Origin of the sequence: Bacillus cereus group sp. BfR-BA-01382 (assembly GCF_022663475.1) — a bacterium.
GTDB classification, from domain to species: domain Bacteria; phylum Bacillota; class Bacilli; order Bacillales; family Bacillaceae_G; genus Bacillus_A; species Bacillus_A thuringiensis_S.
Map to the genome: position 1 here is coordinate 15070 of NZ_JAKUFQ010000052.1, position 22154 is coordinate 37223.

Genomic DNA, 22154 nt, shown 5'->3' on the forward strand with positions numbered 1-22154 from the left:
TAATCCCCCCTCTAATAGGACAAACCTGCCGGGAAATTCCCTGCAGGTTTGTTTTAATTTCTGTACATTAAATATCGTTCATACCACATATCTACGAAATCTGGTGCGAATGGACCTTTTCTTTGATGAATCCACTGTGTTAAATGTGCTACATTTCGTTTTAAAATTGTATCTATAACAGGTGGATACTGCATAATTTGACTATGTTTTTCATACTCATCTTCATCTAGAAGCGTATATGTCATATCTGGATACACTTTAATATCTAAATCATAATCAATATACTTTAATGCTTCAGAATCATACGCAAAAGGTGAGCTTAAATTGCAATAATAATATACGCCATCCTCCCTAAGCATCCCAATCACATTAAACCAATAGTTAGCATGAAAATAACAAATTGCTGGTTCGCGCGTAATCCATGTTCGACCATCTGATTCTGTAACTACTGTACGATCATTCGCTCCGATCACAAGACTCTGTGTCCCTTTTAAAATTGTTGTTTCTTCCCACATTCTATGAATGGAGCCATTATGTTTATAACTATGTATTTGTACTTTTTCTCCTTCTTTGGGAAATCCCATATATGCTCCCTTCTTTCAACTGCAAATGCCCTTTGAACGGCATTCACTTTTTTTCTATTATAACTTTTTTGTCAAAATTTTAAAACTAAAGGGATAAGACTCTATTTTCCACACTGAATATGCAGGAGGTTTATAGTTGAATACAATAATCCCCAATCTTCTCAGGAAACAAGGTTTGTATTGTATTATTTATAAAGTGAAACTTTAATCAGCCCTCACCAATCGGGCTTTTACGGGCAGCCCGCCCCCCACCTAACTTCTTTGCTTTCGCTGAATTTTGAGGTGGGGGTCTTACTGCCCGGCAAATAGCGGGATAAACGAGGACATGTAATAAAAAAAGCCCTTCTCTATTTGAAGGACTTTTCACCTGAGACAATGATATATCTTATCCTAAATTTGAAATCATTTTTTCAGTTGCAAAAGATTGGATTACACTATTTGTTTGTTCTTCAAATTTCTCATGTAACATCTTCAACGCTACTTCTGTTCTATATATTTCCTGACGGATAAAATGCAGTTCCTTTTTATCGCACATATCTTTTTCATTCATTTCAATTTGTTGATACTTCTCTAGATGTGCTTGTAACTTTAACAACTCATCCATCGTTTCTAATTGCTCCCCTACCAACTTATCAAAATCGTTCATTACTTACCCCCTTTGGACTTATTCATCAGTTATTATTCCTAATTACATATTTCTAATTGTTAACTTCCTTTTCCTTTGACTACATTTGTTGACTTATTAGAAGTTATGTCGTTCATTTTCTTTTCATTACAAAGATCCACACACAAAGAAAACACTTCTCTCGAATTGGAGAAGTGTTTTTCTTTCATTACTCGTTTGAACTAGAAGATTGTGATTGTTTTGCAGCTGACTTAGCATTTTGTTTTTTCACAGCATGCACGTCTGTTTCAGTTGCAAATTCTGTACCATAGCTAGCGTTTGCACTTTGTGCACCAGAAGCTTGTGCTTTCTTTGCTTCTGATTGTGCGTTTGCTTGTTTTACTGCTTGTACATTTGTTTCAGTCGCAAACTCTGTACCATAACTAGCATTTGTACTTTGAATGCTAGCACCAGAAGTTGCCTTGTTATAACCTTGTTGTTTTTTACTCATCTTTCTCACCTCCACAACCAATAATGTAACCAATTCACTTAGAGGCTATCCGTAATTTTATTTTGAATAATTTCCGCATATATCTTTTGTTACTTATTCAAACTATAAGAAATGGAGGTGGAAATATGTATATAGGACGCGATATGACTGAACTAACAATGGTTTCAAAACATGAATGGAAAGAAGATGAATTAGCTTATTTTCATCACTCACTACAACAGATTCTGCCTTATTTAAATGCAGAAGGTCAAAGTATTTACAAAGAAATTGTAGTAGAAATTGAATCAAGAGGCGGCTTACAAGAAGGTGAAGCTAGTTGGACTCATGGGACAAAAATTTCTTACGACTAAAAAAGTGTTCCCTAGATTGGGAACACTTTTTTATTTATTGTATTGTAATTTTCTCCACGCAATTTTCGTAAATAGTACGATGCGATTTCGAAAAAGGTAATTGCTCAAATGCTTCTTTCGATACAAATTTCAATGTATCTGTATCAACAATATTGCCAGTTACCTTTCCATAAAATACAAATATATCCCAAGTACGATGTGTAAACGTATGTTGTACATTCATTGCATATTCATCAATAGAAACCGCGAGTTCAAATTTTTCTTTCATATAATCTATAAGCTGTTCCTTCTGATTTCGAATACCTTCTCCAAGTTCAGCATTAGGAAACTCCCACATATTAGCTAACAAACCTGTACTTGGACGTTTATTAATAACGTAACGACCGTCTTCAGTTTGAAGTACTCCTGCAACAATAGGTACCATTTTAGGAGCTTTCGCTTTACTTTTTACTGGTAATTCTTTTTGAACACCTTCAGCATATCCTCTGCAATGCTCACGTACAGGACAAAGTAAGCACGATGGATTTTTAGGAATACAAATCAGTGCACCTAATTCCATCAATCCCTGATTAAAATAAGATGGGTTTTCTACTGAAATAATTTCACGCACAATCTCTTCAAAAACTTTTCGAGTCTTCGGTTTTGCAATATCATCCCATACTGATAAAATGCGAGATAATACACGCATAACATTTCCATCAACTGCCGGCTCTGGTATACCATATGCAATACTTAAAATAGCACCTTTTGTATATGGTCCGACTCCTTTTAACTTTTCAATTTTCTTTACATCACTTGGTACAACCCCGCCGTATACTTCTTTTACCTCTTTTACTGCCGCATGTAAATTACGTGCTCTAGAATAATATCCTAAACCTTCCCATGCTTTTAATACTTCTTCATCATCTGCGTTCGCTAACGCTTCAAGTGTAGGAAACTTCCCCATAAAATTTGCGTAATATGGTTTTACGGCTTCTACTCTTGTTTGCTGTAACATAATCTCAGAAACCCAAACGCGGTATGGATCTTTATTTTTTCTCCATGGTAAGTCGCGCTGCTCCTCTTCAAACCAACCAATTAAATCATTTTGAAACTGCTCTATATTAAATTTTTTTAGTATTTCAAGTGTCAAACTTGATCCCCCTCATTTTTTTGCATATAAGTACTATTATAAAGATTTTAGGAAAAAATTTAAGTAAGATGACATAGGAAATTGAAGGCAAAGGACTTGAGGTATCGAATAAAAAGAGTTACATTAATAAAAAACGGAGGTGGATTTTTATGGACACAGCCACTCACCTTGTTATGGGTATCACTTTAGGTAGCTTAGCAACATTAGATCCAGCCATAGCACAAAGTGATATTGGCCCACAAGCTGTTATGCTTGCTACAATTGCTGGTTCCAACATTCCTGACATTGACACAGTTTTAAAATTGCGTAATAACGCTAAATATATAAGAAATCATCGCGGAGTTACTCATTCCATTCCCGCGGTAATTCTTTGGTCATTTCTTATAAGTGGCATCTCTTTCGCCTTCTTTTCAGACGCTCCATATCTTCATCTACTACTTTGGTCATTTATTGCAGTCTTCCTTCACGTCTTTGTCGATATTTTTAACGCCTATGGTACACAAGCATTACGGCCTTTCACAAAAAAATGGGTCGCACTCGGCGTGATTAATACATTTGATACCGTAATTTTCTTTATCCATATACTTGCAATTGCTTGCATGCTCGTCGGTTCTCATAAAGGATACACAGCCTTAGCAGCATATATATTAATGATTATTTACTATATCGGACGGGTTATGATGCACCGAAATATAAGAAGCGTTGTACACAAACGTTTCAAAAATGTCGAAAAGATTATCATTTCTCCTTCTTACCGATTTTATCATTATCATTTAGCAGTCGTTACAGCTGATTATTACTACGTTGCGAGATGGTACCGTGGTAACATCATGATATATGACAAATTCGATCGGGTACCGTTCCCAGAAAATGATATTATGCGAGCAGCTAAACAAGATGAAAACATCTCGGCCTTCCTATCTTTCTCTCCTGTATATCGCTGGGATATTTTTGATCATGATCATTATTATGAAGTACGATTCATTGATTTACGGTATCGCAGTAAAGATTATTATCCATTTGTCGCGATTGTTCAGCTCGACCATAATTTAAATATTATTAGTTCCTATACAGGATGGATTTTTAGTGAAGAAAAACTTCGAAAAAAGCTGGAATTACTTCCACATTAAAAAAAGCGACTTAAGTCGCTTTTTTTAATGTTTCAAATGATCTTCTTGATTAATTAAATGGCTATACTTCGGATTATTTGTACGCATTTCATGAAGGCGTACACCATGATTATTAATCCATGATCGTACCACTTGCTCAGTCATTTCCTCACCTTGATAACGCCCTGATTTTGCATAAGTTGTTTGAAAATCTTCCCAAAGTAATTCAACCCACGCACGTGCTTGTCCGTAAGAAAGCTTGTCATTCTTATCTAATAATTCTTTCGTTAATGCTTCATAAATATCATTCATGTTCTAATCTCCTTTTCCCTATTTATCCCTTCATTTCTAAAGGATAGTTTCTTCTGTTTTGCACATTCTATAAGTGATACTTCTTAAAGAGGTATCAACTGATGATGAGGAGGGCGTTCGCAATGGGTAAACAAGCCGAATTTTGGTCTGAGTCAAAAAACAACAGCAAAATCGACGGTCAGCCGAAAGCGAAATCACGCTTCGCTTCGAAGCGACCTAACGGCACAATTAACACGCACCCACAAGAACGTATGCGTGCTGCAAATCAGCAGGAAGAGTAATACAGTTACAACCTAAAAAATTAACTTCCTACACGAGGTGATAAAGATGAGCTACCGTGATCGTTTAGATAGTCGTTCTGAATTATTTAACCATACGTGGACTCGTCCGAAACATGCGAAAGCGCAAGTTAACGGACAGACGCAGCAAACCCAGTCTCTCATTATATTGGCCAACGAATGTAAAAAACGCCAATTTTAGAATCTCCTATCTCCTTTAACGCCTACCAAAGATGAAAACCAGAGAGATATTTGCTCTCTGGTTTTTATTTTTCTTGCAATAAGGAAATTGGTATTCCAATCTCTTCATTATCATTTTGTTTATAACCCCAAGCGAATACCCCATTGAAGTAAGTAATTTTAAATAATATACCAGGTTCTTCTATTAATTCATATGTTTCACCAATATGGAATTTGTTTATATCAGTCATATAAGCGCGAGCCATTGCCATCTTTCTCATTAATACATCGAACTCATTTACAATTCCAAGCTGTTCAGCCTTTATTGCTTGCTCCTTCAAATCCCCAATTTCTTCTCTAAGCTCATGTGGTGTCATTTCACTGTAGCGTTTTGGCATATTCATCTCATTATTCCCCTCATCCCTCTTCACGTTTCATTTGTAAAAATATCTCTATCTCATCAATAGAGAATCCTTTTCGATATAACGCTTGTTTCATCTTGTTTTCAAATGTCCATCCATCATACTTCTTATATTTCTCATAATACTTATTCCCATGATAGTGTAACGCTTCTTGTTGCTTTTCGTCATCTCTTTCGTCTTTCAATTCTTCCAAACAAATTTGAATTACTTCTCTAGAATACCCTTTTCGAACAAGCATCTCATCCAACTTTAGCTTCATTTGTAAAAAAGAATGCTTTTGATAAGATTTTTTTTTCTTTTCTATGAGAAACAAGGCATTCTCAATTTGCTTTTCCTTCGGATATTCTTGTAAACTATGCATAATAATTAAATCCTGAACACCTTTATTTAACAACTCTCTTTTAATAACAGTTGGACCTTTTCGATTCACATTACTTTGCGTTCGCGTATATAAAACCGCGTACTCTTTATCATTAATATATCGGTCATGTAATAATTTAGAAACGACTTCAGAGATGATGGCCTGTCCCACTTCTTTTTTTCGTAAAAAATCTTCTATTTCTTGTTTTGTTCTCATTTGATAGGATAAATAGGAGATTGCTTGTAAATATGCTTTTTGTACCTCTTCATTGTACAAAATATTTCCTAACTCTATTTCATCAATTTCTAAGCCTTTTTGTAATCCATGTTTCATTAAGATTACTTGATCCACACTAAACCCGTACTCTTCACCTTGGCCTTTATCAATATAAATATTAAATCGTTCTTTCGATCGCTTTTGTACTTCTATTTTTGTAATGACAGCCATACTCTCACCTCCCTATTATTTTAACATAGTCGAGGAACATTTTTTCTTTTCAAGAATATATATAATGAGGAGGAAATGATTATGAAAATCGCAATTTCTGGTGGCACTGGTTTTATTGGTAAATACCTCTCTACTTTTTTTATTCAAAAAGGATATATGGTCTACATTCTTACTCGAAAGAAAACTACTAGAACCTCAAACCATAACCTTCAATACGTACACTGGACACCAGATTTATCTACCTTTCCACTCTCCTCTATCGATGTAGTCATTAATCTAGCTGGAGAATCTATCAATAGTAGATGGACAAAAAAACAAAAAGAAACAATATTAAACAGTAGAATTCAAACAACAAAAGGACTTATTCAACAACTACAAGTAATGGAAACAAAACCACATACATTTATTAATGCAAGTGCTATTGGATACTACGGAACATCTGAAATAGAGTCTTTTACTGAGCAACAAGAAACTCCCGGAAATGATTTTTTAGCAGAAACAGTATTTTTATGGGAGCAAGAAGCAGCTAAAGCATGTTCTCTCGGAATAAGAACAATTTACACAAGATTTGGCGTTGTATTAGGTGCAGATGGCGGAGCCTTGCCAAAGATGTTACTTCCCTATCAATTCTATATCGGCGGCACCATTGGTTCTGGGAAGCAATGGTTATCATGGATTCATATAGACGATGTCGTTCGTATGATGGATTTCATCATACACAAAAAAGAAATTGATGGCCCTCTTAATATGACAGCACCAACACCTATAAGAATGAAGGAATTTGGAAAAACCATCGCTGTCGCAACGAGAAAACCACATTGGCTGCCTGTCCCTTCATTTATGCTTCACGCCTTATTAGGTGAGATGAGCATACTTGTACTAGAAGGGCAACATGTATTACCTATTAAAGCAATTAAACATGGATACCAATACACATTTCCGGCAATAGACCATGCATTACAAAATATACTTTCGCATACAATGTAGTACTTCTAAAACAAAATTTTACATGGGCCCTTTTAAAACTTTCATTTTCTAGGATCCGAAGCATTACCATACAAATAACCTTTCAGTTACTTTCCCTTAACTTCCATTAGCATTATAAAGTAACAGAAATGAGGTACCTATGAAAATATTGCTCAAACAAGCCATTGTATACCCTATTACATCTCCAAAGTTTCAAGGCGATGTACTCGTTACAGAAGAGCGAATTACCGAGGTCAAACCTTTTATTCAACCTACTCAAGATATGACCGTTATAGATGCACGGGCACTCCATCTCTTACCTGGCTTTATTGATGTCCATACTCACCTTGGTCTCTATGATGAAGGTACTGGTTGGGCTGGAAATGATGCCAATGAAACATCTGAAGTTTCAACACCACATATTCGTTCTTTAGATGGTATCCACCCTTTCGATATTGCCTTTCAAGACGCTGTGCAAAATGGAATTACAACCGTTCACGTTATGCCTGGTAGTCAAAATATTATCGGGGGTACTACTTGTGTAATAAAAACAGCTGGAACTTGTATTGATCATATGATTATTCAAGAACCTGCTGGTTTAAAGATTGCCTTTGGAGAAAATCCTAAAAAGGTCCATAGTAATGGAACGAAAGAATCCATAACACGTATGGGGATTATGGGGTTACTACGGGAATCATTCTATGAAGCACAACACTACGGGCACGAAGCTGATTTTCGAATGCTTCCTATTTTAAAAGCATTACGTCGTGAAATACCCGTACGTATCCACGCTCACCGAGCAGATGATATTAGTTCTGCGCTACGCTTTGCAACGGAATTCAACCTCGATCTACGTATTGAACATTGTACAGAAGGACACTTTCTTGTTGAAGAGCTTTCGAAACACAATTTGAAGATTTCAGTTGGTCCCACTCTGACACGCCGTTCTAAAATCGAACTAAAAAACAAGACATGGGATACTTACCATATATTATCCAAAAATGGTGTGGAAGTTTCTATAACGACAGACCATCCTTATACACCCATTCAATATTTAAATATTTGTGCTGCTGTTGCAGTAAGAGAAGGGTTAGATGAGAAAACAGCACTAGAAGGAATCACCATATTCCCAGCGCGAAATTTGCGTTTAGAGGATAGAATTGGAAGTATCGAGGTTGGAAAAGACGCCGATCTCGTGTTATGGACTCATCATCCTTTTCATTATTTAGCCAAGCCTGTACTAACTATGATTGATGGAAAAATAATTTACAAAAAAAATAAAAAAAACTAGTTTATTTTTTTGACTAGATAAAGTATTATACGATTATAAACTGAATGAAACCATAATCAATTTGTGTCGTGATTATCATTTTCAAATTGATGAATGGGGAAGGCAAATGGTGCGCCACCAGCGTTAGAAACTGGTTCTAGTGGGTTCGATTCCCACCCCGAAATTTTTTAAAGATTGATATAAAAATTTCGAGGGTGGGGTGTTTTTTCGTCATGCTACCCTCGTGTGAGGAGGAGTTAGTATGTTGAAAAAACGCGACTTACACGACAGCCACGTTCTATACGAGTTAATGGTGGATCCAGCTGTCTTCCCTTTTGTGCGTCAAAAGGCTTATTCTTATGAAGAATATTTATTCTTAACGAAACAAACAATTGAAGCTGAAGAGCGTGGTGAATTAATTTCACGCACAATTTTAGATGAATGGGGTAACCCCATCGGAACAATTACTTTATTTGATGTGCAAGAAAAAGCTGGGTTTCTCGGGACATGGCTCGGCAAACCATATCATGGAAAAGGCTATAATAAATTAGCAAAAGATTCATTTTTTAGTGAACTTTTCTATGAATTAGATATTGAAACAATCTTCATGCGTATTCGTAAAATAAATATTCGTTCTATTAAAGCTGCAGAAAAACTGCAATATGTAAATCTAGCAAACGAAACAAGAAAAGCCGTATATGATGAAATTAACGCAAACGAAGAAGTATATAACTTATATGAAATTCCAAAAGATCAATACACACTTGCTACAATGCGAGATACAACCTTCCAAGATGCTCATCAATTAAAAGAAGCATAATCTAAATTTTCTGAAATGATAATCAATCATTAACATTTTCCATATGCGTATATCCCCTCATGTCTTTGGAAACGATAAATAGTAACTTTAAGACACGAGGTGATTTGTAATGGATAAAAAGAAACGTGATAAAGCAAAAAATACATTATCTAGTACACAAGAAGTTCTCTATCAACGAGAATTTCAAAAAGCAGATCGTGCAGCAGGATATCGCTCGAAAAGCATTTAAAGTGAAAATGAATAATTAGAAGTTTCCCCCCTAATTATTCATTTTCATTACATAATTTTCTCGACTGATAGAAGTAAGCAAAAAGGACCCTTATACATAAGGGTCCTTTTTGCTGTGGACAACTTTATCCACAAAACCAACGAAATTGTTAGTAATTTTCAAAAACATTTAATATTTTTCTATATTAAAGTATATATCAGCTGTTTTAATTGTGGATATTTTTCTAAAAATTGTGGACAATGTGGATATAGTTGTTAATATTCCGACTTTACTGTTTAATGAAAGCGCAATCCTTTTGTGGATAACTAGCTGAATTTTCTTTGAAAATAATAAAGAACCCTCTTTACATATACAAAGAGGGTTTCATATTAAGTAAAAGATTGTGCAAGAGCAGGTGATTTAATAGGTATATGCCGCGGTTCTGCATGATTTTCTGCCAAAATTGCATCTACAATATGACCAGCTGGCTCTGGAAGATAGATGCTTTTCATTGCTTCTTTCATTTGAAGAAGCTTCACATCATCTTGTAATAATGCCTCTGTTTTTGCAAAAACCTCACTATCATCGCGAATGACAACTGCTGCTCCTTTTTTTTCAAAGTACATCGCATTTTCATTTTCTTGTCCTGGAACAGGTTTATATAAAATGACAGGTACTTGCAACGCTGCTGCTTCACTTAATGTTATTCCGCCTGGCTTCGTAATCATACACGAAGTAACTCGGAATAATTCATCAATATTTTCAACATACCCAAACACTTTTAATGCATCGGAATTTTGATTCTGTAAACTTAATAAATCCTGTTTTAAAGCTTCATTTTTCCCACAAACGACAACTACTTGTAAATTAGGCACTGACATAAATGATTGGCATAGTTCTTTTACATTTCCTAATACCCCATGAGCACCTGCTACAATTAGTAAAATCTTTTTATTCTTACATAACTGATATTTATTATATATGATGTCTGGATTTACCTTTAACTCAAAACTACTCCGAATTGGAATTCCTGTTTCAACAATTTGTTCCGCAGGTACACCGATATCAACCATCAATTCTTTCACGTGATCCGTTGCAACAAAATAACGATCTACTTCTCGATGAATCCATATTTTGTGCACGCAAAAATCAGTTAATACGTTATAGACAGGAATTGAAATCCCTGTTTGTTTCTTCAATTCTGGTACAGCGATAATTGGAAATGTATTAATTACAATATCTGGTTTCTCCACCTGTAACAGTGTTTTCAAACGTTTTCTTCCAAAGTTCGCATACCAAGATGCTATTTTCTTATCATAAATTTTTTCTACCCCGTAATAAAACAAACGATATAATTCTTTTCCTATTGTATAACTTTTTAAATATAAATATTTTGTAATGTCAGTTATAAATGGATGTGATTCTCCAAACAAGTCGCATACAATAACATCTTCAATTCCTTTTTGGCGAAATGTTTGTTCTAATGTTTTTGCTACTTGCACATGACCATTACCGTAATGTGCAGTTAATATTAAAACCTTGGGGTTTTTTATCAAACAAATCCACTCCTAGCTTTTTGTTTCTCCATATTGCATATACGACAATAGGAAAAACATTTTCCTTAAAAATTACATAAACAGATTCTAATAATTCCCTTTTCAGCTATGTACCTGTCGTGGATATGCAAAGCATATAAGATTGACCCCTTAATCCTATCTGTGCTCATATCTTTACATTATACTTTCCTATAAGAGCTTTCGCAATAACTTACAAATGTTCTCTATTCCATGATACTCACTCTTTTACTTCTTAATTCTTTTTACTATTTTGATTTCCCTTTACAATTATGTAAATTTCTCCACTTATTCCGTACAAAATTATGGATATTCTACTTTCAGTATACTCTTTTATCAATATATACTCTAGATTTTATTGTAAAGAAAGCAAAAAGCCTAATCCAATATTTGGATTAGACCGCTTGTAAAATATGTTTAGCATGTTCTACATTTTTCTCAGTAGGTGGTTCTACATTTGCGAGTGGATACTTATGTCCAAGCGCCTCCCATTTATATACACCAAGCTTGTGATATGGTAACACTTCAACTTTTTGAACATTAGACAGACTTTGAATAAAGCTAGATAGTTTTTGTAGATCCTCTTCATTATCCGTAACACCAGGAACTAATACGTGTCGTACCCAAATCGGTTTATCCTTATTCGATAAATAACGAGCGAATTGTAAAATATGTTCATTTGGTTTCCCTGTTAATTTACGATGCTTTTTGGAATCGATATGTTTCAAATCCAATAAAACTAAATCTGTATAATCCATTAAAATATCTAGCTTACTTTGGAATTCTGGTTCCTCAGAATAACAACCACCAGAAGAGTCGATTGTTGTATGGATACCAGCCTCTTTACACTTTTTAAACAACTCAATTAAAAAGTCTAGCTGTAATAATGGCTCTCCACCGCTAACTGTTATACCGCCTCCGGAGGCTTCAATAAATGGAAGGTAACATGTCACATCCTGCATCACTTCTTCAACTGTTATTTCTTTACCTTTACCGATTTCCCAAGTATCAGCATTATGACAATATTGACAACGTAATAAACACCCTTGTGTAAATATGACATAACGAATCCCTGGGCCATCAACAGTACCACAAGACTCTACAGAATGTATTCTTCCTTTTACCATGTTACTTCCTCCTTTATTGAAACAGCCTCCCTTCGCTATATATTAAGAGCGAAGGGACACTTTTTTCATTTACATGCTTTCATGCATTGTACGGTTAATTACATCAATTTGTTGTTCACGAGTTAATTTAATAAAGTTTACAGCGTAACCAGATACGCGAATTGTTAATTGTGGATATTTCTCAGGATGTTCCATTGCATCCATTAATGTTTCACGATTAAATACGTTAATATTTAAGTGATGGCCTTCTTTTACTGCATAGCCATCAAGCATAGATACTAAGTTACGTACTTGTACATCATCTTCTTTACCAAGTGCTTTTGGAATAATAGAGAATGTATTAGAAATACCATCTTGTGCATCTTCATATGGTAATTTAGCTACAGATAATAATGAAGCTAATGCACCTTTTGTATCACGTCCGTGCATTGGATTTGCACCTGGTGCAAATGGTTCTCCAGTACGGCGTCCATCTGGAGTGTTACCAGTTTTCTTACCGTATACAACGTTAGATGTAATAGTTAAAATTGACATTGTATGAACGGAATTACGATATGTTTTATGTTTACGAAGTTTATTCATAAATGTTTTCACGAGATTTACAGCGATTTCATCTACACGATCATCATTGTTACCGTATTTAGGGAAGTCTCCTTCAATTTCGAAGTCCACTGCAATACCGTTTTCATCACGGATTGGTTTTACTTGTGCGTATTTAATTGCACTTAATGAGTCTGCTACTACAGATAGACCCGCGATACCTGTTGCCATTGTACGAAGAACATTCGTATCATGAAGTGCCATTTCAATACGTTCATAGCTATATTTATCATGCATGTAATGGATAACATTTAGTGTGTTTAAATATAGACCCGCTAACCATTCCATTGTCATATCAAACTTATGCATAACTTCTTCGTAATTTAATACTTCAGAAGTAATTGGTGCGTACTCAGGACCAACTTGTGCTTTTGATTTTTCATCTTTACCACCGTTAATCGCATATAATAATGCTTTCGCTAAGTTTGCACGAGCTCCGAAGAACTGCATTTGCTTACCGATTCTCATTGCAGATACACAACAAGCAATTCCGTAATCATCGCCGTAATCAGCACGCATAATGTCATCATTTTCATATTGAATTGCTGATGTTTTGATGGACATTTTCGCACAGTAGTTTTTAAAGTTCTCTGGTAATTGTTTAGACCAAAGAACTGTTAAATTCGGTTCTGGAGCTGGTCCTAAATTATCTAATGTATGCAAGAAACGGAATGAGTTCTTTGTTACTAATGGACGACCATCTAATGCAATACCACCGATAGATTCAGTTACCCAAGTTGGGTCACCAGAGAATAATTCATTATAATCAGGTGTTCTTGCGAATTTCACAAGACGTAATTTCATAATGAAGTGATCTACAATTTCTTGTACTTCTTCTTCTGTTAAAGTACCATTTGCTAAATCTCTTTCAATGTAAATATCTAAGAATGTAGAAGTACGTCCAAGACTCATTGCAGCTCCGTTTTGCTCTTTAATCGCCGCAAGATATGCGAAGTATAACCATTGGAACGCTTCTTGTGCATTTGTTGCTGGTTTAGAAATATCGAAACCATGAAAAGCAGCCATTTGTTTTAGTTCTTGAAGTGCACGCATTTGCTCAGATAATTCTTCGCGTAAACGCATTGTATCTTCGCTCATTACACCGCCAGTTAAATTTAAATCAGCTTTTTTCGCTTCAATTAAATGATCAATACCATATAATGCTACGCGTCGATAGTCACCGATAATGCGTCCACGACCGTATGCATCTGGAAGACCAGTAATAACGCCTGATTTACGTGCATTTCTCATTTCTGGTGTATATGCATCGAATACACCTTGGTTATGAGTTTTTCTCCAATCTCTAAAAATACGACTAAGTTCTTTGTCCATTTCGTATCCATAAGATTCACAAGCTTGCTCCGCCATACGAATACCACCATATGGTTGTAAAGAACGTTTAAATGGTTTATCAGTTTGGAAACCGACTACCTTTTCAATATCTTTATTTAAGTATCCTGGGTCATGTGATGTAATAGAAGAAACAATTTTTGTATCCATATCAAGAACGCCACCGTTTTCACGTTCTTTTGTTGTTAAATCCATTACTTGATCCCAAAGTTGTTTCGTTGCTTCAGTTGCTTCTGCTAAGAAAGATTCGTCTCCTTCGAAAACGTTTACATTATTTAAAATGAAATCGCGAACATCAATCTCTGCTTTCCATTTTTCACCTTTAAAGTTTTCCCATGCGTTTTTAACATTTTCTAATACTTGAGTCATCCTAATCTCCTCCATTTTTGATTAGTACAGGACTAAGATTTTTTATATAACAGCTTACACACTTAGAATACTACTTTTTTAAGAAAGTGAACGAAATAGTTGTGACATGTTTGTGAAAAGTTGAGCAAACCACTATATATATAGTGGTAACTTCATTTAAAAGTCTTTAAAATTAACCCTTTCCTTAATTGTATTTTTTTGGTATTATTATATACGAGTCCTATTTTGTAATATAAGAACAATACCCATTGTAGAGCTGTAATACTCTTATCTCCTAATCTGTTATAGTTTTTATAACAGAACAAAAAAGTGTACACATGTTGTACACTTTTTTGTTACTTCTATAAAACATCTCTTTTTCTATTGCCATCATAGAATCCGCCACGATTGTCTGTTAATGCAATTATTTGCTCTAGTCCCTCTATATGATCACCTATAATTCGAAGTACAGCTGGAGGATGACCTATTTTTGCAAAATGTTCACTGGGACGAATACGGTTCATCTTATCAACCTCAACACGATATACACACGCAATTTCAAATCCAGAAAGAAGAGCCTTCACTTGTGCTACACAAGGTGACAATAAAGATTTATACCCAATTGCTTTCAAACACTTGTGGCTAAATGCATTAGGTACCGCAATAAGTGATCCTACCCCTAAATCCTTTCTATCACAAGCTAAATTTAGTGCATACTTAAACGCAGTTACAAGATGAAGTGGTACTCTTAGATCTAAATAATGATTTAAATCATTTAATGCGACGTCCTTTCCATCTGCAATAGCTTTTGCAAAAGGATATAGCTCCCTAGCTGGAATAACAAAATCACCATCTATAAATAACACAATTTCTCCTTTTGCAAAATAAGTTCCAAGTGAACGCCCTACATCGTTTCCAAGGGCTTCTTTATATACAATTGTCGTTGCGCCCTTGTCTTTTGCAATCGTTGCTGTTTTATCTGACGAACCATTTACGACGACGATGATTTCAAAAGGTTCAATTTTACGAAGCTCTTCTATAACGTTTCCAATTGTTTTCTCTTCATCTTGTACAGGAATAACAACCGATAGTTGCTTTCCTTTATACAAATTGGATGTAACGCCCCATCCTTGATAAAAATCTTCGAAATTTAAAGTATGATAGACGCTATTCCTTTTCCTATTTCCATCATAATATCCCCCGCGTGTATCACTGCTTACTATCCGTTCCGCAACAGCTTCTATATGATCACCTATCATTCTTCTTTCAGATTGAGAAAGGCTCGTGCCATATGCAGCATGTTCAACCGGTCGAAATTTATTCGGCGTAATAACATCAATAGCACAATGACGGCTAATTCTCCATTTACTTTGTGCTATACGTAAATGAGCTACAATAGGATTAACTAAACATTCGTATCCAATACTCTGGACGACTTCTTTCGTCAACGCATGAGGTACAGATAATAAAGAATCTATTTTTAATTCTTCACGCTCTAACATTGCATTTAATATTTGACGCCACACTGTAACAGAATGGGGTTTTTGTTTCTTTAAAAACAATGCGTCCAAATTATTTAAAACGATGTCAGTCTGATCATGTAAAATCGGATTAAGAAACAATTGTAATTTTGAAGTTGGAATAGCAAAGTCCCCATCTATAAATAGTAATACATCACCTATCGCATATTTTGCGCCAACTGCACGTCCAACATCGTTTCCTAATAGTTCTGTATGCCTGATTACTTTACATCCTAACCGATTAGCAACCTCTTCTGTACCATCATTACAATCATTTGCTATTACAATAATCTCTACTGGATTTAACGGTTTTACCGATTGAATAACGTCTGAAATTGTATCCACTTCATTACTTGCAGGAATAATAACTGATAGCGACTTAGCCATTGTTTTCTTCATGAAACCACTTAATAGTTTCTTTCAATCCTTGTTCCCACGTTACTGTCGCTTGAAATTGAACAAGCTCTCTTAACTTCGTTACGTTCGGCCTTCTATTTGGAATTTCTTCAAAGCCATGTGGATATACTTCCTCAAAAGGAACTTGTATAATTTTTGAAGAAGATTTCGTTAGTTTTTTAATTGTTTCTGCTACTTCTTTTATACTCTTTTCGTTCTCGGAACCTATATTAATAATCTCACCATTTACCTTCTCATCCATTGCTCGAATCGTTGCCTCTACCGCATCACTTACATACGTAAAGCAACGTGTCTGCTTTCCATCTCCATATACGAGAATATCTTCTCCTTGCAGGGCCGCACTGATAAATCGTGGGATTACCCCTGCATACGGACCATCTTTCGCTCTTGGACCATAAATATTAAAATAACGAACAATTGTTACCGGTAAACCTTCTAATGCGTAGCCTAAACATAATGTTTCTTCTAATGTTTTACACACTGCATAACTCCAACGTATTTTAGAAGTTGCCCCGTACAATCGGTCCCCTTCTTCTGAGAAAGGCGGTTTGCCCTTGCCATATACTTCGGAAGTAGATGCAAAAACTACTTTCTTCTTTCCTTTTAATGCTGCTTGTAAAATGTTTCTCGTTCCATCAAAATTCGTTTCAATGAGCTCTATACTTTTTTCCATTGTCGTTTTAACACCTAAAATTGCTGCTAAATGAAACACTACATCATGTTGATTTACTAACTCATAAATAGAATTTTTGTCTAAAACACTTATTGGAATAACCCGCATCTCTCTCATTAGCTCATTATGATACTTATTTTTCCCTTTATAGAAGTTATCCACAATCGTGACTTCATAACCCCTTCTCACCAACTCTTCAGCTAAATGAGATCCAATAAATCCGGCCCCACCTGTAATTAAACATTTCTTACTCATACACTCACCTTCTTTATAATTCCCCTTGTATCTATTACTCGGTTCATTCCTTTAAAAAGCTTCCAATCGATATTAGAATGATCAGTTAAAATTAAAATACAACCTGCCTCTTTAACTGTTTGTTCATCCAAGGCAACGGATTGATACACCTTATCTCCAATTTCTGCAGAAGAAATATATGAATCATGGTATTTTATCTTGTATCCTTCTTTTATTAGTAATTGAATAATTGGCAAAGCCGGTGATTCCCTCAAATCATTTACATCTTTCTTATACGCGATTCCTACAATTAAAACTAGTCCGGGTGATTGCACCATGCCCTTTACTTTCCGGACAATTTTCTCTGGCATTTCTTCATTAATTACATGTGCCGCCTCAATTAATTGACTAATTGCCCCATTCTTTTTTATTCTCCATTGAAAATATAAAGGATCTACGGGAATACAGTGCCCCCCTATCCCTGGTCCTGGCCAATACGGAGTAAATCCAAACGGTTTTGTAGATGCCGCTTCAATAACCTCATAAAAATCAATCCCTAAACTTTCACATAGTGTGTTTAACTCATTTACTAAAGAAATGTTAACTAAGCGCTGAATATTTTCAAATAGCTTACACATCTCTGCTACTTTCGGAGAGCTAACAGGTACAACTAAGTCAAAAATGCTACTATATAAATCCTGTACTTTTTGTTTGCACTTTTCTGTTTGTCCACTAATAACTTTTGGAATAGCTTGAACTGAATATTGACTATTTGCTGGATCAATTCTCTCAGGAGAATATCCAATATAGAAATCTTCTCCTACCTTTTTGCCGGCTTGAGAAATAATAGGAATAATAACTTCCTCAAGTGTGCCTGGGTATGTGGAACTTTCAAAAATGAAGGTTTGTCCTTTTTGGAGATTTTGTTGTATATAATGCGAAGCTGAAATGAGGGCACTTAAATCTGGTTCTCTTCGTTCATTAATTGGAGTTGGAACAGTAACAATAACATAATCACTATTTTGGAAATCAGTAATACCTTTATCTGGTGTATTTACTATTAATTTATTTTTAGTCAATAAACTTTGTAACACTTTAGAAGAAACATCTGGAATATAACTTTCTCCTTTTATAATCGATTCTATTTTTCTAGTATCTTTATCTAATCCTAGTACGGTATATCCTCTTTCTGCAAAATGGACTGCTAAAGGAAGACCAACATACCCTAATCCAATAATAGCTACTTTACTACTAGCATTCATCTGTATTCTTTTCTTCCTTTCTCAATTGTTGAATAATGTCTCTATCGCGATCTCCATCCGTAAAACTCCCACGTTCGTCTGTATATTGTAATAGATAAGCAATCGCCTCAAGTTGATCACCGAAAATACGGTCAAATGCCGGAATACGTCCATTTACAAACCCATGTTGCTCCGGGCGTACCCGATTGGTTTTTATAACATCTACAAATTCTACTGCTGTAATAGAAAAAACCTCCAAAATAGCTTTCATTTGGGCTAATGGCGGAATAACAAGCGAGTCATATCCTATTTTCTCTATTACCCTTTTATGCATAGCATGTGGTACTGCCGTTAATGAGTTATTCCATAAATCCGGTCTTTTCGCTACTAAATTCACAAAATATTTCCCCATACTAATTGGATCTGCAGGATGAAACATATCTAATAAGCATTGTAAATCATTTAAAACCACGTCACTTCCATCTTCAACAGCTTGCAAAAATGGAGTGAGTTTTTTTGCTGGAATAACAAAATCACCATCAACGAATAAACAAATATCTGCCGTAGCATGCATGGCACCTATCGCTCGTGCTACGTTATGTCCAAGCGCCTTCGTAAATTCAACAACAATAACATTTTCTAGCTTTGCGTGTTTAACAGTCTCAAAATCTGCGCCATTCGCGACAACAATAATTTCATCTACCCCTGCTTTTTTCACTTCTTGTATAACAGATCTTATCGTCATTTTTTCTTCTGACACTGGTATAATCGCACTATATTTCGCTTTTTCCTTCTTTAATACAACGGGTTTATAGTTCCCTATAAACTCTCTATCCCTGTTTCCCTCCGAAAAACCGCCGCGTTTACCATATGTTTCGATTACGTATTGTAAAGCACGTAAATGATCACCCATAATACGGCTAGTCGCTTTCGGATAAGGAGAACCAGGTGATGTTCCCGTATGCACAGGACGAACCTTATTTGTGTGAATTACATCGACCGAAGCCGTATCAACAATATCTACTCCTCTAGACATCGCCATCGCTTGAAATAGTGCTGGATCTGCTAAATTCCACCACCCAAGTTTCTCGATAACTTTCCTGTTCATCGCATGTGGAATTGCGATTAAAGATCCAACAACAAGCTCCTTTTTATTCAAATAACGATTCAACATGAACTTTCCAACTGTCGTATAATGTGGTCTCATCTTTAAATAAACCGACCATGTTAAATTATTCACAACAATTTGATGCCCTTGTTGAATCCCTTTCACGAAACGTTGTAACTCTTTACTATCAATAACAATATCACCATCTAAAAACAAGACAATTTCACCTTTTGCTTCTCTAGCTCCAATAGCCCGTCCAACATCATTGCCAAGAGAATGTTTATAATAAATCATGTGACAATGATGTTGTAACGCTATTTTTTTCGTCCCATCTGTTGACCCATTATCTACCACGATAATTTCGTAAGGCTCGAGCTTCTCCACTTCTACTAAAACTTGCGATAAAGTACTCGCTTCATTGTGCGCTGGAATAACAACTGATACTCTCATACTTGTATCACGCTTACCCTTCCAATCGAACATAAGCAATAATAGGAGTGCGCACAATTACATCTTCCGGTGGTCCATAAGAAGGAGAAGTACGCACAATTATCGCCCCATCTGTCACAGATAAAAGAATGCCTGTAACAATTTCTACAGCTGTCACAACTTGCACTAGCTCACCAACATGGTTACGTAATTCATCAGTAAATAACATATATAACTCTCCTTTCTTACACTTCTTTAATTGATATAATGCTTGTAAATGGTAATAAAACTTCAGTTCCTATTCCTTCTTGCAATGTTAAGAAATCATCACCAACTGCTACAATAACGCCTGTTAATTGTCCAACCGTCACCGTAATTTCTACGTTTTTACCTAAATACTGCTTTGCAATTTCTTTAAAAGGTGATGTATTGCATTCTTTTAAAATATTACAAATAATAGATTGAAATTGACTTGATTTTATAAATTCTTCCGTAGCTTGCTTAGAGTTTCTTTGAATAAACCTTGCAAAGTTTTGCGAAAATAAAAGTCGTTCCACAGCAGGCAATAATTTGTCATCTAAAAAATAGCCTAATTGTCTATTAAATAATCTTGATAACTTATGCCAATATTTTCCGAACAGACACATACACTTCTCCTCCTATTATTTTTAGATTACAAAATTTTACATCCATACATCTTAATGTATACAAAACAGATATTTTTGTGATAGGTAAGACATACATTTTCTAAAAGAAATATTTGTTTAAGGGCATAAAAAAAACTATCCAAAAGGATAGTTTCTTACACTTCAATATTCCGCAACATTGTATAAATGTCGTTATTCACTTTACCAAACGATTTAATGTTGTTTTGGATGTTAGATAATAAAACGACATACACACTTCCGCTTTTACTAAATCCATTTAAGCAATTCCATCCTGGCATTACACCGTGATTCGAATAACTTCCTGGGTCTACGTACCATCCAAATCCGTAATCTTTTTTTCCGCCTGTAAACATTTGATCATAGCTCTCTTTTGAAATTAACTTTCCAGAGAAGAGTGCTTCGTTAAATAAATATAAATCATGTGCACTCGTATATATATCACCACAACCATATAGTTGTGACATGCTCGGAATATTAGGTGTTGTCATATTGTTATTTACTATTTTATAACCCGTTGATGGGAATCTTGTTTGTTCTAATTCTGTGCCAAAACCAGAATGTTTCATACCCACAGTAGCAAAAATATGTTGTTTAATATATTCTTCGAGCGGCTGTCCACTTACCTTCTCGGCAATGTATGCAAGTATAGAGTAGTTCGAATCGGAATACTTCCACTTCTCTCCTGGACCACCAATACGCTTTTGATTTCCTATTCGCTTTATCAGTTCTTCATGAGAAATATCTTCTTTTCCCTGCTCATATTCTGGAATCCCTGATGTATGTGTTAATAGATGTTTTAGCTGAATACTATTACCTTGTGGAAAATCTGGAATATACTTCGCAACAGTATCTTCTACTTGTAATTTTTTTTGATCTTTCAACTGCATAATAGCGGTTGCTACAAACGCCTTTGAAATAGAACCAATATAAAAAGTCGTCTCTGAATTATTGGGTACTTGCTGCTCTTTATTTGCCATACCGTACCCTTTATTCAGAAGAACTTTTCCGTTCTTCACAATAACAGCTGTCCCGCTAAATCCTGCGTTTTGTAAATACTGGTCCAATTGAGCGTTTTCATTAATTTCTTGAGGTGGTCCTTCAGTAGGCTGTTCCGCAGCTTGCGCTTGCTTCACTTGTTCTTCCTGCTCTTTTTGTTTTTGTTCTTCTTGCTTCTTTTTTTCTTCTTCTTTCTTTTTTAGCTCTTCTTGTTTCTTCATTTCTGCTGCCGCTTTTAAAGTTTCTTCTTTCTTATTATGCTCAACAATTTTTGTATACATGAAATATACAAGTGATAATAGTAAGACGAGAATG

At 35.3% G+C, this 22154-nt stretch carries 25 protein-coding genes and 1 pseudogene; 8 read left to right on the top strand and 18 right to left on the bottom strand.

Annotated elements, in window-relative coordinates:
- Window positions 1-53: 53 nt before the first annotated feature.
- The 3 genes from ntdP to MR160_RS19705 all read right to left on the bottom strand — a co-directional run bounded on the left by ntdP (window position 54) and on the right by MR160_RS19705 (window position 1699).
- A complete protein-coding gene (ntdP, locus tag MR160_RS19695) occupies window positions 54-584 on the bottom strand; it encodes a nucleoside tri-diphosphate phosphatase (protein WP_000506625.1) in 531 nt (176 codons plus the stop codon).
- Window positions 585-969: 385 nt separating this feature from the next.
- A complete protein-coding gene (locus tag MR160_RS19700; RefSeq protein ID WP_000997574.1) occupies window positions 970-1230 on the bottom strand; it encodes a YgaB family protein in 261 nt (86 codons plus the stop codon).
- Between the two features lie 187 nt (window positions 1231-1417).
- Window positions 1418-1699, bottom strand: coding sequence for a gamma-type small acid-soluble spore protein (locus MR160_RS19705; RefSeq protein ID WP_000039034.1), 282 nt, complete (start codon window positions 1697-1699; stop codon window positions 1418-1420).
- Window positions 1700-1824: 125 nt separating this feature from the next.
- On the opposite strand from MR160_RS19705, the gene MR160_RS19710 reads away from it, so the two are divergent.
- A complete protein-coding gene (locus MR160_RS19710) occupies window positions 1825-2049 on the top strand; it encodes a hypothetical protein (RefSeq protein WP_000275441.1) in 225 nt (74 codons plus the stop codon).
- Window positions 2050-2083: 34 nt separating this feature from the next.
- Here the strand turns inward: MR160_RS19710 and mutY are convergent, their stop codons facing one another.
- On the bottom strand, window positions 2084-3181 hold the full coding sequence (gene mutY / locus MR160_RS19715) for an A/G-specific adenine glycosylase (protein ID WP_000171380.1): 1098 nt from the start codon (window positions 3179-3181) through the stop codon (window positions 2084-2086).
- A 149-nt stretch (window positions 3182-3330) separates the two neighbouring features.
- Between mutY and MR160_RS19720 the strand changes: the two genes are divergently transcribed.
- The gene (locus tag MR160_RS19720) at window positions 3331-4311 is read left to right on the top strand and encodes a metal-dependent hydrolase (protein WP_242297884.1); all 981 of its coding nucleotides are present in this window, start codon (window positions 3331-3333) and stop codon (window positions 4309-4311) included.
- A gap of 24 nt (window positions 4312-4335) precedes the next feature.
- Here MR160_RS19720 and MR160_RS19725 read toward each other — a convergent pair whose 3' ends face one another.
- Window positions 4336-4602, bottom strand: coding sequence for a YfhJ family protein (locus MR160_RS19725; protein ID WP_000998159.1), 267 nt, complete (start codon window positions 4600-4602; stop codon window positions 4336-4338).
- A 122-nt stretch (window positions 4603-4724) separates the two neighbouring features.
- Here MR160_RS19725 and MR160_RS19730 point away from each other — a divergent pair, with 122 nt between their 5' ends.
- Window positions 4725-4883 (top strand): small, acid-soluble spore protein K, encoded by a 159-nt coding sequence (locus tag MR160_RS19730; protein ID WP_000517891.1) that lies wholly within the window; start codon window positions 4725-4727, stop codon window positions 4881-4883.
- Window positions 4884-4929: 46 nt separating this feature from the next.
- Window positions 4930-5082 (top strand): YpzG family protein, encoded by a 153-nt coding sequence (locus tag MR160_RS19735; protein ID WP_000122093.1) that lies wholly within the window; start codon window positions 4930-4932, stop codon window positions 5080-5082.
- A gap of 64 nt (window positions 5083-5146) precedes the next feature.
- Here MR160_RS19735 and MR160_RS19740 read toward each other — a convergent pair whose 3' ends face one another.
- Complete coding sequence (locus tag MR160_RS19740; protein ID WP_001057028.1) at window positions 5147-5464, bottom strand: YfhH family protein; 318 nt, start codon at window positions 5462-5464, stop codon at window positions 5147-5149.
- A 13-nt stretch (window positions 5465-5477) separates the two neighbouring features.
- Window positions 5478-6290 (bottom strand): recombination regulator RecX, encoded by an 813-nt coding sequence (gene recX / locus MR160_RS19745; protein ID WP_000268512.1) that lies wholly within the window; start codon window positions 6288-6290, stop codon window positions 5478-5480.
- 81 nt (window positions 6291-6371) lie between these two features.
- On the opposite strand from recX, the gene MR160_RS19750 reads away from it, so the two are divergent.
- The 4 genes from MR160_RS19750 (at window position 6372) to MR160_RS19765 (ending at window position 9575) form a co-directional block, all read left to right on the top strand.
- Complete coding sequence (locus MR160_RS19750) at window positions 6372-7277, top strand: TIGR01777 family oxidoreductase (RefSeq protein ID WP_000684387.1); 906 nt, start codon at window positions 6372-6374, stop codon at window positions 7275-7277.
- A gap of 139 nt (window positions 7278-7416) precedes the next feature.
- The gene (locus MR160_RS19755) at window positions 7417-8547 is read left to right on the top strand and encodes an amidohydrolase (RefSeq protein ID WP_097826074.1); all 1131 of its coding nucleotides are present in this window, start codon (window positions 7417-7419) and stop codon (window positions 8545-8547) included.
- A gap of 241 nt (window positions 8548-8788) precedes the next feature.
- Window positions 8789-9346: a GNAT family N-acetyltransferase gene (locus tag MR160_RS19760; RefSeq protein WP_000914737.1), complete on the top strand. Its 558-nt coding sequence runs from the start codon at window positions 8789-8791 to the stop codon at window positions 9344-9346.
- 109 nt (window positions 9347-9455) lie between these two features.
- Complete coding sequence (locus MR160_RS19765; RefSeq protein WP_000358482.1) at window positions 9456-9575, top strand: YfhE family protein; 120 nt, start codon at window positions 9456-9458, stop codon at window positions 9573-9575.
- A gap of 368 nt (window positions 9576-9943) precedes the next feature.
- Here MR160_RS19765 and MR160_RS19770 read toward each other — a convergent pair whose 3' ends face one another.
- The 11 genes and pseudogenes from MR160_RS19770 to MR160_RS19820 all read right to left on the bottom strand — a co-directional run.
- Window positions 9944-11110 (bottom strand): diglucosyl diacylglycerol synthase, encoded by a 1167-nt coding sequence (locus MR160_RS19770; RefSeq protein ID WP_000594686.1) that lies wholly within the window; start codon window positions 11108-11110, stop codon window positions 9944-9946.
- Between the two features lie 413 nt (window positions 11111-11523).
- Window positions 11524-12255: a pyruvate formate-lyase-activating protein gene (gene pflA / locus MR160_RS19775; RefSeq protein WP_000238468.1), complete on the bottom strand. Its 732-nt coding sequence runs from the start codon at window positions 12253-12255 to the stop codon at window positions 11524-11526.
- A gap of 69 nt (window positions 12256-12324) precedes the next feature.
- Window positions 12325-14574 carry a formate C-acetyltransferase gene (gene pflB / locus MR160_RS19780; RefSeq protein WP_097826073.1) on the bottom strand — a complete coding sequence of 750 codons (2250 nt, stop codon included), beginning with the start codon at window positions 14572-14574 and terminating at the stop codon, window positions 12325-12327.
- 152 nt (window positions 14575-14726) lie between these two features.
- A pseudogene (locus MR160_RS19785) lies at window positions 14727-14947 on the bottom strand (hypothetical protein).
- A complete protein-coding gene (locus MR160_RS19790; protein WP_074790702.1) occupies window positions 14916-16460 on the bottom strand; it encodes a glycosyltransferase family 2 protein in 1545 nt (514 codons plus the stop codon). Before MR160_RS19790 ends, MR160_RS19785 begins: the two are co-directional and overlap by 32 nt.
- Window positions 16453-17418 (bottom strand): NAD-dependent epimerase/dehydratase family protein, encoded by a 966-nt coding sequence (locus MR160_RS19795; RefSeq protein WP_000037052.1) that lies wholly within the window; start codon window positions 17416-17418, stop codon window positions 16453-16455. Before MR160_RS19795 ends, MR160_RS19790 begins: the two co-directional genes overlap by 8 nt.
- The gene (locus MR160_RS19800; protein WP_000994265.1) at window positions 17415-18659 is read right to left on the bottom strand and encodes a nucleotide sugar dehydrogenase; all 1245 of its coding nucleotides are present in this window, start codon (window positions 18657-18659) and stop codon (window positions 17415-17417) included. The genes MR160_RS19795 and MR160_RS19800 overlap by 4 nt, the downstream gene beginning before the upstream one ends.
- The gene (locus MR160_RS19805) at window positions 18649-20196 is read right to left on the bottom strand and encodes a glycosyltransferase family 2 protein (protein WP_012614730.1); all 1548 of its coding nucleotides are present in this window, start codon (window positions 20194-20196) and stop codon (window positions 18649-18651) included. The genes MR160_RS19800 and MR160_RS19805 overlap by 11 nt, the downstream gene beginning before the upstream one ends.
- A gap of 13 nt (window positions 20197-20209) precedes the next feature.
- Window positions 20210-20404 carry an LSm family protein gene (locus tag MR160_RS19810; RefSeq protein ID WP_000899475.1) on the bottom strand — a complete coding sequence of 65 codons (195 nt, stop codon included), beginning with the start codon at window positions 20402-20404 and terminating at the stop codon, window positions 20210-20212.
- Window positions 20405-20420: 16 nt separating this feature from the next.
- The gene (locus MR160_RS19815; protein WP_000335512.1) at window positions 20421-20822 is read right to left on the bottom strand and encodes an LSm family protein; all 402 of its coding nucleotides are present in this window, start codon (window positions 20820-20822) and stop codon (window positions 20421-20423) included.
- Window positions 20823-20977: 155 nt separating this feature from the next.
- On the bottom strand, window positions 20978-22154 hold a 1177-nt coding region (locus tag MR160_RS19820; RefSeq protein WP_242297886.1), incomplete at its 5' end, for a serine hydrolase domain-containing protein.